Genomic DNA, 15306 nt, shown 5'->3' on the forward strand with positions numbered 1-15306 from the left:
GATTCAAGCAGCCGGAAAGCGCTTTCACAAGGGGTTGAACGAAATTTGGTTCTCCAGGTGCTCCGTTGCTGGCGCCCGTCCGGCTGCTCAGCCTGCGCTCCCACACAACTGTCCTGCGCCCAGAGACAAGAGCACGGACGGGGGTGCAACCCACACTGGGAGTGACCCGCTAAGCCGTCCGGCTGGCGTCCTTGCCTACTCGAAGTGGAGTATCCCTTGGAAACCTACGATGCGCTCCTCGCGTCCATTGCCCCCGCAGCCGGCACCGGCCGCACCATCTTTGATCCGGCAACCGGCGAAGCAGTGGGCGAGGCCCCCATTCACGACCTCGACTACCTGGAAAATGCCGTGGCCACCGCCGTCGCCGCCCAGCCGGCCTGGGCTGCCCTGGGCCACGCCGCCCGGTCCGCCGCGCTCCTCAAAGCGGCCGACGCCGTCGAACGCTCCGCCGAGGAACTTGCCCAGCTGCTCTCCCGCGAGCAGGGCAAACCGCTCAACGGCCCCAACGCCCGCTTCGAAGTCGGCGCCTGCGTCGCCTGGCTCCGCGCCACCGCCAGCCTTCCGCTGGAACCGGAAACCATCGTGGACGACGGCGAGACCCGCGCCGAACTGCACTACCGGCCCATCGGCGTCGTCGCGGCCATCGGCCCGTGGAACTGGCCCATGATGATCGCCGTCTGGCAGCTCGCCCCGGCCCTGCGGATGGGCAACGCCGTGGTGGTCAAGCCTTCCGGCAACACTCCGCTGTCCGTGCTGGCCCTGGTCAAGGTCCTCAACGAGGAACTCCCCGAAGGCATTCTCTCCGCCGTATCCTGCGGCCGCGAGGTGGGTGCCCGCCTGACCGACCACCCAGCGATCGGCAAGATCATGTTCACCGGTTCCACCGCCGGCGGCCGGGCCATCATCAAGTCCTCGGCCGATACGGTCAAGCGGCTCACCCTCGAGCTTGGCGGCAACGACGCCGGTATCGTCCTGCCTGACGCCGACCCCAAGGCCATCGCCACGGACATCTTCTGGGGCGCCTTCCTGAACACCGGCCAGACCTGCGCCGCCCTCAAGCGCCTCTACGTCCACGACAGCATTTACGACGCCGTCTGCGAGGAGCTGACGGCCGTGGCCAGAGCCATGCCAATGGGGAACGGCCTGGACGGGAACAACGTCCTGGGCCCGTTGCAGAACAAGGCGCAGTACGACATCGTCGCCAGCCTGGTCCAGGCCGCCAAGGACTCCGGCGCCCGCGTCCTGCTGGGCGGGAACCCGGACACCAGCCAGCCCGGCTTCTTCTACCCCACCACTCTGGTGGCGGACATCGACAACGACAACCCGCTGGTGGCCGAGGAACAGTTCGGGCCCGCCCTGCCCATCATCCGCTACAGCACGGTCGACGAAGCGGTGGAGAAGGCCAACGGGCTCGACGTCGGCCTGGGCGCCTCCGTCTGGTCCCCGGACCTGGATGCGGCCCGGGAAGTCGCAGCGCGGATCCAGGCCGGCACCGTGTGGATCAACCGGCACGGCGCCGTGGACCCCCGCATCCCGTTCGGCGGGGCCAAGCAGTCCGGCTACGGGGTGGAGTTCGGCGTCGAAGGCCTCAAAGCGCTCGGCGTCCCGCAGGTCATCAACGGCTGACCAGGAACACAACGGCGGGAGCCCTGCATGCGGACAGGCATGCAGGGCTCCCGTTTTGTTGTTTGTCCAACTAGCCCATTGCCGGGGCGGTGGACGTCCGGCCGGCGAACTGGCGGCGGGCCCAACGCGCGAGTTTCTTGCCTTTGCCCTTCCACCAGTTGTCCTCGTCCTGGTTGTGGTGGAAGCGGAACACGATGGCTACCAGCACGAACATTCCCATCACCACGTCCACCCAGGAGGAGAGCACCAGGGCGATGAAGACGGTCAGGGCGTTGGCCATGATCGAGGGGATGGCCAAGGTCCGGAACACGGTGCTGGCGACGTAGCGCCGATGCGATCGTGGGACGGACAGCTCGCGGACCATGTCAAAGCAGACGCACACCACCACGATGGTCTGCCCGATGGCCAGCAGGACCTGGCCCGGCAGGGAGTGGCTGAAAGCGGCCACGGATTCCATTCCCGGACTCATGGCCGGGCCTTGCTGATAAGACCTTTGCTGAGAACTCTAAACACGAAAAACCCCCAGAACTTGTGGAACCACCGCCGCCGATCCGGCGATGGTTCCATTCAAGTTTCAGGGGGCTTTTCGGTCACGAGTAGTGGGTACTCTATTTTCGGCAGGCAGCCGGACGCGGTACTTACTGCCCGATGGCCCGCGGCCGCCACAGCATGACGGCCTGCGACCTCGGCCGGGGCCGCTGACCACGCGCCAGGCTCACCACGTCACCGGCTGCGCCGGCTGCGAAGATCCGCGAGTCCACCGCGCGGGGCCTCCGCCCGAGTTCCTCGGTAAGTTCGCTGATCCGGCTCTGGAGGGCCGCCACCTGGTTTTCGAGTTCCAGGATGCGCTTGATTCCCTCCAGCGAGACGCCTTCCTGGGACAAACGCTGCACTTCCCGCAACATGTTCACGTCACGCTGCGAATAGCGCCGGGACTTTCCCGGGGCCCGGCTGGGCTTGACGATGCCCAGCCTGTCGTACTGCCGCAGGGTCTGCGGATGCATGTCCGCCAGCTCGGCCGCCACGGAAATCACGAAGATCGGCTGGTCAGCACTGATGTCCACGGCTCACCTCCGCCCTAAAGCCGGGCCTTGGCTGCCAGGCCTTCGCGAACGTCCGCCGACGAAGTTGCCTCGGCGAACGCCTTGACCGCAGCTTCGGCGTCCTTGTTGAGATTCTTGGGAACCGCGACGTCGATGGTCACCAGCAGGTCGCCGGTGCCCTTGGACGTCTTCACGCCTTTGCCCTTCACCCGCAGGGTGCGGCCTGACGGCGTTCCCGCCGGAACACGGACCTTCACCGTCTCGCCGTCGACGGTGGGCACTTGGATGTCGGCGCCCAAAGCAGCCTCCGGGAAAGTGACCGGGACGTGGATGCGGAGGTTGTCGCCGTCGCGCGTGTAGAAAGCGTGGGGCTGGACGGACACGGAAACCACCAGGTCGCCATTGCCGGCGGCACCGGGCTGGCCCTTACCGCGCACCCGGACCTTCTGGCCATCCTTGATGCCGGCAGGAACCCGGACGTCGATCACTTCGCCGCTTGGCTCGCGCAGGCCGATGGTGGTGCCGCGGATGGAACCGGCAAAGGAAATGCTGGTGGACGCGGTCCGGTCAGCACCCTTCTGCGGGGTGCGCTGGAACCCGGGCGCTCCGCCGAAACCGCCAAACAGGTCTGCGAATTCGGGCGGGATGCCGCCGCCTGCGGGGTTGAACCCGCCAGCATGGCGTCCGGTGTTGCCGGTGAACAGGCCGCCGAACATGTCCTCGAACCCGCCGTTGCCGCCGGCCGCACCGCCGGGAGCAAACCGGGCCCCGCTGCCCATGGCCCGGATGGCGTCATACTGCTGGCGCTCATCGGGATCCGAGAGCACCGAATAAGCCTCTGAGATGTCCTTGAACTTCTTCTCGGAAGCAGCGTTCCCCGCATTCGTATCAGGGTGGTGCTGCCGCGCAAGCTTCCGGTAGGCCTTCTTGATATCGGCATCGGAAGCGTCCTTGGCAACACCAAGGATCTTGTAAAAGTCCTTGTCCACCCAATCCTGGCTAGCCAATGGCGTTTCCTTTCTTGTGTAAAACCTAAGTCCCCGGCGGGCGACGCTCCGCTGGGTAGGGGGCCGTGCCCGCTTCGCGGTGCCCGCCACGCCGCGGCCCCCTACCCAGCTGCGCTTCGCTTGGTCCCACCTTAGGCGAGACAACCATCAAGCGACGGACGGATAAGGGGGCCCGGGAGTGGCATCGGGCCTGCCGGAGCTGGGTGGCTAACGATCGCCGATCGTTAGCCCCCCAGCGTAGGGGCGGGGCCCCCTTATCCGTTCGGCGCGACCCGAGCAGCTGACCGACTAAGCCGGAACCGCGACGATGACCTGGGCTGCGCGGAGCACGCGGTCTCCTGATTTGTAGCCGGAGCGGAGGACCTGGCTGACGGTGTCAACCTCGATGTCCTCGCCGGGCTGCTGGATCAGGGCCTCGTGGATCGTGGGATCGAACTCCACGCCGGTCTCGTTGATGCGGACCAGGCCGTAGGTCTTCAGCGCGTTCTCCAGTTTGTTGGCGATCGCGGCGAAGGGTCCGTCGGTGAGGTCGCCGTGCTGCCGGGCGGCGTCGACGTCGTCCAGGACCGGGAGCAGGGAATTCAGGACGCCGATGACGGCCATTTCCCCTGCCACGGCGCGGTCGCGTTCAACACGCTTGCGGTAGTTGACGTACTCAGCCTGGAGGCGAAGCAGGTCGTTGCGCAGTTCGGCTGCCTCGGCGTTGCCGCCGGAACCTGCCGGCGCCCCCTGGGCCACGGATTCCTCGGCCGGCACGTCCACGCCGTTGAGAATCTCCTCGGCCTGGGCCAGCGCGTCGCCGTCGGAATCCGATCCGGCCTGGGCACCGGCCCCGGGGGCGGGCTGGCCGCCCTCCGGGTGCCGGGCCTGCCCGGTCACCGGGTCAACCTTGCGGTTGTCCCGGATGACCGGTTCGCCGTTCTGCCCGCGCTCCTGGCCGGCGGATGCGTTGTGCTCTTCCTCGTTACCGTGGTGCGGCATGGGTTACTTCTTCGCTTCGTCTTCGTCGATGATCTCGGCGTCGACGATATCTTCATCCGAAGAACCTGCCGAAGCTCCGGCGGCACCTTCAGCACCGGCAGCGCCTGCGCCGTCCGGCGAACCGGCCTGGGCGTAGATGGCTTCGCCGAGCTTGGTCTGGGAAGCCTGCAGCTTCTCGAATGCAGACTTCACAGCGGCGTCGTCCGTGCCTTCGAGGGCCTTCTTGAGGCTGTCGACGTCGCCCTGGACCTCGGTCTTGACCTCTTCGGGCAGCTTGTCCGCGTTGTCGGCGATCAGCTTGTCCACGGAGTAGGCCAGCTGCTCGGCGGTGTTGCGGGTGTCGGTTGCCTCGCGGCGGGCCTTGTCCTCGGCTGCGTGCTCCTCGGCGTCACGGACCATGCGCTCGATGTCTTCCTTGGAGAGGCTGGAGCCACCGGTGATGGTCATGGACTGTTCCTTGCCGGTGCCCTTGTCCTTCGCGGAGACGTGGACGATGCCGTTGGCGTCGATATCGAAGGTGACCTCAACCTGCGGAACGCCGCGCGGTGCCGGGGCGATGCCGGTCAGTTCGAACGTGCCCAGCGGCTTGTTGTCGCGGGTGAACTCGCGCTCGCCCTGGAAGACCTGGATGGCCACGGACGGCTGGTTGTCGTCGGCGGTGGTGAAGGTCTCGGACCGCTTGGTGGGGATGGCGGTGTTGCGCTCGATCAGGTGCGTCATCACGCCACCCTTGGTTTCGATGCCGAGGGACAGCGGGGTGACGTCGATCAGGAGGACGTCCTTGCGCTCACCCTTCAGCACGCCGGCCTGCAGGGCTGCGCCGACTGCCACGACCTCGTCCGGGTTGACGCCCTTGTTGGGCTCCTTGCCGCCGGCCAGTTCCTTGACCAGCTCGGAGACGGCGGGCATGCGGGTGGAGCCACCGACCAGCACGATGTGGTTGATGTCGGAGAGCTTGATGCCGGCTTCCTTGATGACGTCGTGGAACGGCTTCTTGGTGCGCTCCAGCAGGTCCTTGGTGAGGTCCTGGAACTTGGCGCGGGTCAGCTGCTCGTCCAGGTGGACCGGGCCGTCGGGGGTGACGGAGAGGTACTGGAGGGAGACGTTGGTGCTGGAGGAGGAGGACAGTTCCTTCTTGGCCTGCTCGGCAGCTTCGCGGAGGCGCTGGAGGGCGATCTTGTCCTTGGAGAGGTCGATGCCCTTGACCTTGAGCTGGTTCAGCAGGTAATCAACGACGCGCTGGTCCCAGTCGTCGCCGCCCAGACGGTTGTCACCGGCGGTGGCGCGGACCTGGATGGTGGAGAAGTTGTCTTCGTCCTTGCCGACTTCCAGCAGGGAGACGTCGAAGGTACCGCCACCGAGGTCGAAGACCAGGATGAGTTCGTCTTCCTTGCCCTTGTCCAGGCCGTAGGCCAGTGCTGCGGCGGTGGGCTCGTTGACGATGCGCAGGACGTTCAAACCGGCGATTTCGCCGGCTTCCTTGGTGGCCTGGCGCTCGGCGTCGTTGAAGTAGGCCGGGACGGTGATGACGGCGTCGGTGACCTTTTCACCCAGGTAGGACTCGGCGTCGTTCTTCAGCTTCATGAGGATACGCGCGGAGATTTCCTGCGGGGTGTACTTCTTGTCGTCGATGGCCACGGTCCAGTCGGTGCCCATGTGGCGCTTGACCGACGCGATGGTGCGCTCGATGTTGTTGACGGCCTGGCGCTTGGCGATCTCGCCGACCAGGACCTCGCCGGACTTGGAGAATGCAACGACCGACGGCGTGGTGCGGCCACCCTCGGCGTTGGCAATAACGGTGGGCTCGCCACCTTCGAGAACGGAGACGACGGAGTTGGTGGTTCCGAGGTCGATACCTACTGCACGTGACATGTGTTGCTTCCTTCTTTCCTTGGAAACTGGTTGGCGCCCTAAGCGTTGAGCGTTCTGCACTCAACTTTACTCAGAGCGCCGGCGATGTCAATCCAAAGTTGAGTGCAGTTCGCTCAACTTTGCCGTGCGGTCAGGTTTTGGGCTCCAAGTCCCTTGAAACGGCGGGATCCCGGCGTTAAAGTACGACGGCGGCACGCGAGTTCGCTCTGCGAGAACGTGCCGCCGGGCTGCTTAGCGCTCCGTGTCCCGGTCTCCGTGCAGTGGTCCGCGCTCCTCGGTTGTCGCCTGCATCTGGCCACCGCCGGTCAACCCTTCGCGAATGGCGTCCTCGGTCCGCGCACCGCCGGCGGTCCCGGCATCACCGTAATCGCCTTCCTCGTACTCGTCGTCTGCCGGCCCCGGAGCAGGCTCGTTGCGGCTGCCCGCTTTGCCATAGTTGCCGTCCGCGTACTGGCCCTCATCCAGGCTGTCAGCGCGGGCAGCTCCGGCAGCCCCGTAGTTACCTTCTTCGTACTCGCCGTCCGCCGGGCCACGCTCCGCCTCGTTGATGGTGCCGGCGTCGCCGTAATCGCCGTCGACGTACTGGCCGCCTTCCCCTTCCAGGCCAGGTGCGCTGCTGCCGCTGCGGGGTTCCTCGGCTGCAAATTCCGGGTTCTCAGTCATGGTGCATCTCTCCTTCGAGGCTCCGCGTCCGTGCGGGCGCACTGGCAGTCTACCGACGGGGCAGGCACACCAACAGGGCTGGAAACGGCTGTTGCCGCCACCGTGGACCGGTGGCGGCAACAGGGTTAGCGAAGAAAGCGAGGATTAGCGGGAGGGAACCTCTTCCAGCGGCTCGACGCCGGGCTCCCGCGGCTGCACGGCGTTTCCGCCATCGGTCCGCCCCAGCTTGCTGGGCCACCAGATCCCGGGCCCAATGTCGTAGGCCAGCGCCGGAACCAGCAGCGAGCGCACCAGCACGGTGTCCAGCAGCACGCCGAACGCCACGATGAAGGCCAGCTGCACCAGGAACATGATGGGAATGACGCCCAGTGCCGCGAAGGTGGCGGCCAGCACCACGCCGGCGGAGGTGATCACGCCGCCGGTCACGCCGAGGCCGCGGAGGATACCGGGCCGTGTGCCGTGCTTGAGCGATTCCTCGCGGACGCGGCTCATCAGGAAGATGTTGTAGTCCACGCCCAGGGCCACCAGGAACACGAAGCCGAACAGCGGAACGGTGGCATCGGCACCCGGGAAACCGAAAAGGTTGTTGAACACGAAGGCCGAGACTCCCAGCGCGGCGGCATAGGACACCACCACGGAGAGCACCAGCAGGACCGGGGCCACGACGGAGCGCAGCAACAGCATCAGGATGAAGAGGATCACCACCAGGACCACCGGGATGATGACCAGCAGGTCGCGCTGGGCGGTGGTGTTGGTATCCAAGGCCGTTGCCGTCACGCCACCCACCAGGGCGCCGGAATCAACGGCCTTCACCTCGGCGCGCAGGGACTTGATGGTTTCCTCCGCTTCCAGCGAGTCAGCGGCATTCTTCAGCGTGGCGTTGATGAGGACCTTCCCGTCCCGGACGTCCGGGGCGCTGGGAGTGCCGGGCGCTCCGGTGATGGGCACGCTGCCGGGGCCCAGCAGGTAGGCCTCGCCCACGCCGTCGTCCGCTTTCACCTTGTCCAGCACCTCTGCCGCCTTGCCCTGGTCGGCGACCACGACGGCGGGGCTGCCGCTGCCGGCGTCGAAGTGGCGGGCCAGCGCGTCCTGGCCGTCAACGGCGTTGGAGGCGGTGAGGATGACATCGGTCTGCGGCACGCCGTTGGCTTTCAGCTGGAACAGGCCGCCCGCGGCAACCAGCAGCAAGAGGACCGAGGCAACCCACACGGTCCTGGGCCGCCGCGACACCAGCGAGCCGGTGGCCCGCCACAGACCCTTCTGGCCTTCCAGGCCGGTGACCAGTTCGGGCTCGCGCTGGTCTGCAGGGAGGAGCTTGGGCCGGAAGGGCCAGAACGCGGCCCTTCCGAGCAGCGCCATGAGGGCGGGCAGCAGGGTCAGCGCGGCGAACAGGGCGCACAGGATGCCTGCGGCGGCAACCGGGCCCAGGGCCTTGTTGGAGTTCAGGTCGGAGAAAAGCAGGCACAGCAGCGCGATGATCACGGTGGCGCCCGACGCGAGGATGGGTTCGAAGGACGCTTTCCAGGCGGTGAGGACGGCCGCCGTGCGGTTGGTGGTGTGCGTGAGGGCCTCACGGAAGCGGGCCACGAAGAGCAGGGCATAGTCCGTGGCGGCGCCGATCACCAGGATGGAGAGGATGCCCTGGCTCTGGCCGTTGAGCTGGATCCAGCCCGCCTTGGCCATGCCGAACACCAGCAGGATGGCCGCGCAAAGGGCAAACACCGAGGTCAGCAGCACCATGATGGGCAGCAGCAGGGACCGGTAGACGACCAGCAGGATCACGAACACGGCAGACAGGGCCACTAGCAGCAGGATGCCGTCGATGCCGCCGAATGCAGCAGTGAGATCCGCCGCCAGCCCGGCCGGACCGGTCACGAAGGTCTGCGCACCTTCCGGCGCTGCCTCCTTCACGGTGTCGCGAAGCTCCTTGGCGGCATCCTTGAGCTCGGCCGACGATCCGATGGGCACGACGAACTGGACGGCCTTGGCGTCTTTGGACGGGATCGGCCCGATGACCGCGCTGCCCAGCTTGAGGTTTTCAAGGTCTGTCTTCAGCGTGGCAAGTTCGCCCAGCTGCGGCGGTGTGAAGGCCTCGCTCTTCTCGATGACGATGATGCCGGGAACTTCGTCAGAGTCGCGGAACTTCGCCTGCCAGTCCTGCGCCTCCGTGGCCTCGGCGCTGGCGGGCAGGAAGGACGCCTGGTCGTTGGATGAGACCTCCTCCAGGCGGCCGAAGGTGGGGCCGCCCACCCCGGCCAGTCCGAGCCAGGTGAGCACCAGAACAACGGGGACCAGCCAGCGCAGCCAGAACGGGACGCGTTCCCTGCCAACTTTTGTGCGTTTCATGATGCCTTCCGTGGATGAGCAGGAGGAGTAGTATTTGTTCCAGCATAGATTATCTCCATAACAGAGATAAGAGCCAGTCAAGCTTTTCTTTCACGCGGGGATAGATGGCCCACTGGTGCAGTTGGCTCCACGGGCCTTGGAGTAATATCCGTCAGGACGCTTGGGCAAAAACGCGGCGCAGAACCGAAGGCTGGGAGGTGGAGATGGCGGGGAACAACACTCCGGAAGCCTCCCCTTTCGAGCAGGCAGGCCCGGAGTTCGGACATCCGCTGCTCCGGATCCTGCAGGAGTTCACCATCGAGGCGAACCGCTATGTGGACGCAGCCGGGGACCGCAAGGACATGCACCGCACGGACATGAACGCGCTCGCCGTCATCATGCGCCATACCGCCAGGGGCAGCGTGGTGACGCCCGGGCTGCTGCGGAAGGAACTGAACCTGAGTTCACCGGCCACCACCGCACTGATCGATCGGCTGGACCATTCCGGGCACGTGGTCCGGGAACGTCACGCCACCGACCGGCGGCAGGTCCAGCTGAAAATGACGCCCAAGGCATTCCGGGAGGGCGGCGCCATCTTCGCCCCGCTGGCGCAGCGAATGGGCAGCGCCATGGCCGGGTTCTCGGAGGAGGAACTGGACACTGTCACGCGCTTCATGACGGCAATGATTGACGCAACCGTAGCGGCACGGACGGAATCCGAATAGCAAGCCCTCGCCAGGGGTAGCGTTTGGGTTATGAGTGCGCAGCAGCCCGAGGACGACGTTTACACGCACGGCCACCACGAATCAGTGGTCCGCGCCCATGCCGCAAGGACCGCGGAAAATTCCGCGGCCTTCGTCCTGCCCTACCTCTCCCCCGGATCCACCCTCCTGGACGTCGGCTGCGGGCCAGGCACCATCACCTGCGACTTCGCCGCCCTGGTCAGCCCGGGCAAGGTCACCGGCCTGGACCGCTCACCGGACATCATCGCCCAAGCGCAGGCGCTTGCCGTCGAGCGCGAAGTGCCCAATGTGGAGTTCGTGGCGGGCAATATCTATGACCTGGACTTCGCCGACGAAAGCTTCGACATCGTCCATGCCCACCAGGTGCTCCAGCACCTGACCGATCCCGTGGAGGCTCTGCGGGAGATGCGGCGAGTGGCCAAGCCGGGCGGCATTGTGGCGGTGCGGGACGCCGACTTCCACGGCATGAGCTGGTACCCCGAGATCCCGGAGCTGGACGAGTGGATGGACCTGTACCAGCGGGTTGCCCGCCGCAACGGAGCAGAGCCCGACGCCGGGCGGCGGCTGGTCAGCTGGGCCCAGGCTGCGGGCTTCACCGATGTTGCGCCCACCAGCAGCAACTGGCTTTACGCCACGGCGCAGCAGCGCCGCTGGCAGGCACGCGTCTGGGGTGAGCGGGTGCTGCATTCCGCCTTCGCCGAGCAGGCATTGGAATACGGGTTCGCGGAGCCCGCGGACCTGGCGCGGATCTCGGCCGGCTGGCACCGCTGGGGATCCACGGACGACGGCTGGTTCCTGATCCCCAACGGCGAGGTCATCGCACGGGCGTAGCAACGCAGGAGCCTGCCTTGGCCCCCGTAATATTGTTTAGTGCAATTTTCCCTGTGGCTGGCCCTTGCCGGTGCCGGCGTCCTGATCAGTTTCACCCCGGGAGCCGGGGCCATCAACACCATGAGCAACTCGCTCAACGCCGGCTTCCGCCGCTCCATATGGGGAATCCTGGGCCAACAGGCGGCCCTCGTAGTGCACGTCCTGATCGTGGCCCTGGGCGTTGGCGTGCTGGTGGCAAGCTCCCCCATCGCCTTCAACGTGATCCGCTACGCCGGCGCCGCCTACCTGGTGTACCTGGGCATCCGCCAGTTCCTCAGCAAGCCAACGGCACAGCAGGAGCAGGCGGCCGCCCTCCGCAACGAACCCACGTGGTCCATCTTCCGGCGGGGCTTCTGGGTCAACCTGCTGAACCCGAAGGCAATAGTCTTCTTCCTTGCCTTCACCCCGCAGTTCATCCGGCCGGACCAACCCCTTTTCACCCAGTACGCCATCCTCACGGCCACCATTGTGACCATCGACATCCTGGTGATGTGGTTCTTTTTTGCAGCCGCCGCGCGTTCGTTCCAGCGCTTTACCAGCACCGAGCAGGGCCAGACAGTGCTCAGCAGGGTCTTCGGCGTCCTGTTCGTAGGCGTGGGCATCCTGCTGGCCCTGATCCACTGACAAGCGCTCTTTCCCGGTTGGCCACCAGCATGGTATGTACCCATTTCCCACCCGGTAATGCATCTTTACAAGCTTGTAAAACAATGTGAACAGGCGGGTAGCCAAGAGGGTTCGCCAGCGCGCATGCTTGGTTCCATGAACTCAACGTCGAGCGCATATCGCGTAATCACCGTCTGCACGGGCAACATCTGCCGGTCTCCCATGGCCGAGCTTATGCTCAAGGCGGCCTTGGAACGCGAGGGCCTTGACGGACTGGTGGAGGTGGACTCCGCCGGCATCACCGGTTACGAGGCCGGCCGGCCCATCGATCCCCGCGCGGCTCGCCGGCTGGCAGTGACCCACCTGGCCTCGGAGCATCATGTGGCCCGCGAGTGGGAGCCTGAGTGGTTCCGCGAGCGCGACCTGATCCTGGCCCTGGACATTGACCACTACGCCTGGCTGACTGAAGCCGCCCCGGACCAGGAAGCGCTGGACAAAATCCGGATGCTCCGCAGTTTTGATCCGGCCATGGCGGACCGCGACCGGCTGGACCAGGGCATCGAGGATCCCTGGTATGGCGGGCATGCGGATTTCGACGCTGTGTGGCATCAGATCCACGCCGCCCTGCCGGGCCTTGTAGGGCACATCAAGGAAGCGGTCCTGCAAAATACCCAGCTTCAACCGCACTAGCCGAAAGCACCCGGCAGAGGCTGCGGGCACAAAAACGGGTGCGGCACGGCGGCACCAGGAGTATTTTGTGCTCATGCGCGCCGCTTCCAGCCCCGGCAGGTACACCCGCTTCCTTGGCAGCCTTGAGGATGCCACGCCGTTGGACGCCGCTGTCGAAGCAGCGGAACCACTGGCATCCCGCCTGATGTCGCAGCCCCGGATCCGGTCAATTGTCCGCGGCGACATTACCGGCGTACCGCTGCACACCATCCTCACCGACGGGCCCTTCGGTGCCTGGTGGTCGGCAGTGTTCCTGGATTTCTTTGCTGACGACGGTTCCCGCCGCTCCGCCCAGCGGCTGGTGGCCCTCGGCGTCATTGCCGCCGTTCCCACCGCCCTGTCCGGCTGGGCGACCTGGTCCGGCAAGGACCGGCCCCTGAAGCGTGTGGGCATCGTGCACGCCGGCGCCAATGCCGCAGCCACCGTTGTTTACACCGCTTCCTGGCGTGCCCGCTCCCGCGGTAACCACCGGCTGGGCGTGCGGCTGGGGCGGGCCGGAGCAGTCCTGCTGCTGGTGAGCGGGTTCCTGGGCGGCCACCTCAGCAGCGGCCGCCATGCGTCACGGCAGGGTGAGCTTCATGCCTGAAAGCGGACAACGGAAAACGGTACGCTCTAGTCCATGAGCCCAGCCCCCGTCATCATCGCCATCGACGGGCGCTCCGGCGCAGGGAAGACCACCCTCGCCGTCGAACTCGCGGCGCGGCTCCGCGCCCACCACAAAGTCTCACTGTTCCACCTGGAGGACATCTACCCCGGCTGGGACGGACTGGCCGCCGGCATCGAACGCTATGTCACCACGGTCCTCACGCCGCTAAGCCGTGGCGAGGCTTCCGCCTGGACCAGCTGGGACTGGGAGAACCGTTACGACGGCGACGCCCGGGTGACCCTGCCGGCGGAGATCGTCATCGTGGAGGGCGTGGGGGCTGCCGCGGAAGCGGCCCGGCCTCTGATCGACGCGGTGATTTGGGCCGAGTCACCGGACGATGTCCGCCGGACCCGGGCGCTGGACCGGGACGGCGCAACCTTCGAACCGCATTGGGACCGCTGGGCTGCGCAGGAGGAAGAGTGGCTGGGACGCGACGACGTTCCCGGGCACGCTGACCTCCGCGTCCAGAACCTGGCAGACGGATCAGCCCCGTCCGACGTGCTGCAGCTCCTCCCCTACCTGCCCGCCCTGGCGCCTGCCCTCGCGCCCGAGCTGTCTGCCCGCCTCGGCCTGCGGCTCCGCGCCGAGCGGCTGGATGCCGCGCCCGACGCGCCCGCACTGTTCCAGTCACTGTATGGAGCATCGGGCAACGCGGTGTGGCTGGACTCCTCGAACGCGGAGGCAGGTGGATACGATGCATCGGAACCGGCAGAGCGGACTGCCGCCGGACGCAGCCGGTTCAGCATCATGGCGGACGACGGCGGAACGTTCGGACAGTCCGTCACGCACCGTTCGGGGGTAAGCCGGATCAGCGCCGGCTCGTGCACCGCGAAAGTCCCGGGCCCGTTCTTCCGCTGGCTGGACAGCGTCTGGGGGCGCCGGGCGGTGCGCACCCCCGAGGACTACCCAGGGGAATTCACGCTGGGCTGGCTGGGCTGCCTGGGCTATGAGTTGAAGCGCGAAACGGGCGGCAGCGACGTTTCCGCAGCCACCCCGGACGCCGCCTTGATTTTCGCCGGCCGGGCCGCGGTCCTGGACCACGCCGAAGGTGCCGTCTGGCTCCTGGCGCTGGAAGCAGCCGACGCCGGCGAGTGGCTGGCCGGCGCGCGGGCGGCCGTGGAAGCCGCCGCGGCGGTGGCAGGTTCAACCGCGGAAGCCGGCGGCAGCACCGGCGTCGTACTGTCCCCACCGCCTGCCTTCCGCAGCCGGGACACCGGCGCCGGGTACCGGGAAAAGATCGCCGCCGCCCAGCACGAAATCGCGCAGGGAAACACCTACGAGGTGTGCCTGACCACCACGCTCGAAGGCCGGATCCCGGCCGGCTCGCTGGACCCATGGGCCACGTACCTGGCGCTGCGCCGCAGGAACCCGGCACCGTTTGCCAGCTACCTCCGGCTGCGGGATCTCGCGGTGGCCAGCACCTCGCCCGAGCGGTTCCTGCAGATAGCGTCCGACGGCGGCATGCGCGCCGAGCCGATTAAGGGCACCCGCCGCCGGGCTGCCGATCCGGAGGAGGACAGCCGGCTGCGCAGGGACCTGGCCACCTCCCTGAAGGACCGGGCCGAGAACATCATGATCGTGGACCTGCTGCGCAACGACCTTAGCCACTTTGCCGAGCCCGGTTCCGTTACGGTCAGTCGGCTTTGCGCGATCGAAAGCTACGCCACGGTCCACCAGATGGTCAGCACCATCGACGCGCAGCTCCTCCCGGGGGCACCCAGGGCCGAGGCGGTGGCGGCGTGTTTCCCCGCAGGCTCCATGACCGGAGCACCCAAGATCAGCACCATGGCCATCCTGGACCGGCTGGAGGCGGGGCCGCGGGGGCTCTATTCCGGTGCCATCGGCTACTTCTCGCTCAACGGGGCGACGGACCTCGCCGTCGCCATCCGGACGCTGGTGCTCAACCCGGCAGGGGACGGGACTGTGGAACTGTCTCTCGGCGTCGGCGGCGCCATCACCTCGGACTCCGTTCCTGACGAGGAATATGAAGAGATCCGCACCAAGGCCTACGGTGTGCTCTCCACCCTGGGCGCAACCTTCCCCGAAGCCTAACGCCGGACCGCCCAGCCGTTCCTGCCACCCGTCCACACTGCTGCATCCACACTGCGGACGCCGGTTTAGGAGGACGGTGCCGGGGGTAGGGCCTCAGAGCGTCAGTTGAACCGCTCAAGCCATGCGGCGGACTCCAAGGCGCTTCC

14 protein-coding genes are annotated in these 15306 nt (G+C 66.7%); 7 read left to right on the forward strand and 7 right to left on the reverse strand.

Annotated features, from left to right (window positions below; all coding sequences use genetic code 11):
• Window positions 1–216 precede the first annotated feature (216 nt).
• Window positions 217–1626 carry an aldehyde dehydrogenase family protein gene (locus ACIGJD_RS18440; RefSeq protein ID WP_483687445.1) on the forward strand — a complete coding sequence of 470 codons (1410 nt, stop codon included), beginning with the start codon at window positions 217–219 and terminating at the stop codon, window positions 1624–1626.
• 70 nt (window positions 1627–1696) lie between these two features.
• Here ACIGJD_RS18440 and ACIGJD_RS18445 read toward each other — a convergent pair whose 3' ends face one another.
• The 7 genes from ACIGJD_RS18445 to ACIGJD_RS18475 form a co-directional block, all read right to left on the reverse strand.
• A complete protein-coding gene (locus tag ACIGJD_RS18445) occupies window positions 1697–2083 on the reverse strand; it encodes a hypothetical protein (RefSeq protein ID WP_142135025.1) in 387 nt (128 codons plus the stop codon).
• Between the two features lie 181 nt (window positions 2084–2264).
• Window positions 2265–2690, reverse strand: a complete 426-nt coding sequence (locus ACIGJD_RS18450) for a heat shock protein transcriptional repressor HspR (protein ID WP_142132370.1) — start codon at window positions 2688–2690, stop codon at window positions 2265–2267.
• A 14-nt stretch (window positions 2691–2704) separates the two neighbouring features.
• A complete protein-coding gene (locus ACIGJD_RS18455; RefSeq protein WP_483687446.1) occupies window positions 2705–3676 on the reverse strand; it encodes a DnaJ C-terminal domain-containing protein in 972 nt (323 codons plus the stop codon).
• A gap of 288 nt (window positions 3677–3964) precedes the next feature.
• Window positions 3965–4657 carry a nucleotide exchange factor GrpE gene (locus tag ACIGJD_RS18460; RefSeq protein ID WP_483687447.1) on the reverse strand — a complete coding sequence of 231 codons (693 nt, stop codon included), beginning with the start codon at window positions 4655–4657 and terminating at the stop codon, window positions 3965–3967.
• Window positions 4658–4660: 3 nt separating this feature from the next.
• Window positions 4661–6529: a molecular chaperone DnaK gene (gene dnaK / locus ACIGJD_RS18465; protein WP_142132368.1), complete on the reverse strand. Its 1869-nt coding sequence runs from the start codon at window positions 6527–6529 to the stop codon at window positions 4661–4663.
• Between the two features lie 231 nt (window positions 6530–6760).
• Window positions 6761–7192, reverse strand: a complete 432-nt coding sequence (locus ACIGJD_RS18470) for a hypothetical protein (RefSeq protein WP_483687448.1) — start codon at window positions 7190–7192, stop codon at window positions 6761–6763.
• Window positions 7193–7336: 144 nt separating this feature from the next.
• A complete protein-coding gene (locus tag ACIGJD_RS18475; protein ID WP_483687449.1) occupies window positions 7337–9538 on the reverse strand; it encodes an MMPL family transporter in 2202 nt (733 codons plus the stop codon).
• A gap of 203 nt (window positions 9539–9741) precedes the next feature.
• Here ACIGJD_RS18475 and ACIGJD_RS18480 point away from each other — a divergent pair, with 203 nt between their 5' ends.
• The 6 genes from ACIGJD_RS18480 (at window position 9742) to pabB (ending at window position 15160) form a co-directional block, all read left to right on the forward strand.
• Window positions 9742–10242, forward strand: a complete 501-nt coding sequence (locus tag ACIGJD_RS18480) for a MarR family winged helix-turn-helix transcriptional regulator (RefSeq protein ID WP_483687450.1) — start codon at window positions 9742–9744, stop codon at window positions 10240–10242.
• Between the two features lie 30 nt (window positions 10243–10272).
• Window positions 10273–11091, forward strand: coding sequence for a methyltransferase domain-containing protein (locus ACIGJD_RS18485; RefSeq protein WP_483687451.1), 819 nt, complete (start codon window positions 10273–10275; stop codon window positions 11089–11091).
• Window positions 11092–11130: 39 nt separating this feature from the next.
• Window positions 11131–11754, forward strand: coding sequence for a LysE family transporter (locus ACIGJD_RS18490; protein ID WP_483687452.1), 624 nt, complete (start codon window positions 11131–11133; stop codon window positions 11752–11754).
• A 135-nt stretch (window positions 11755–11889) separates the two neighbouring features.
• Window positions 11890–12423 carry a low molecular weight protein-tyrosine-phosphatase gene (locus ACIGJD_RS18495; RefSeq protein WP_483687453.1) on the forward strand — a complete coding sequence of 178 codons (534 nt, stop codon included), beginning with the start codon at window positions 11890–11892 and terminating at the stop codon, window positions 12421–12423.
• A 73-nt stretch (window positions 12424–12496) separates the two neighbouring features.
• A complete protein-coding gene (locus ACIGJD_RS18500) occupies window positions 12497–13048 on the forward strand; it encodes a DUF2231 domain-containing protein (protein ID WP_483687454.1) in 552 nt (183 codons plus the stop codon).
• A 33-nt stretch (window positions 13049–13081) separates the two neighbouring features.
• Complete coding sequence (gene pabB, locus ACIGJD_RS18505) at window positions 13082–15160, forward strand: aminodeoxychorismate synthase component I (protein WP_483687455.1); 2079 nt, start codon at window positions 13082–13084, stop codon at window positions 15158–15160.
• Window positions 15161–15306 lie beyond the last annotated feature (146 nt).

This window comes from Arthrobacter sp. E1SS-5 (assembly GCF_057073715.1).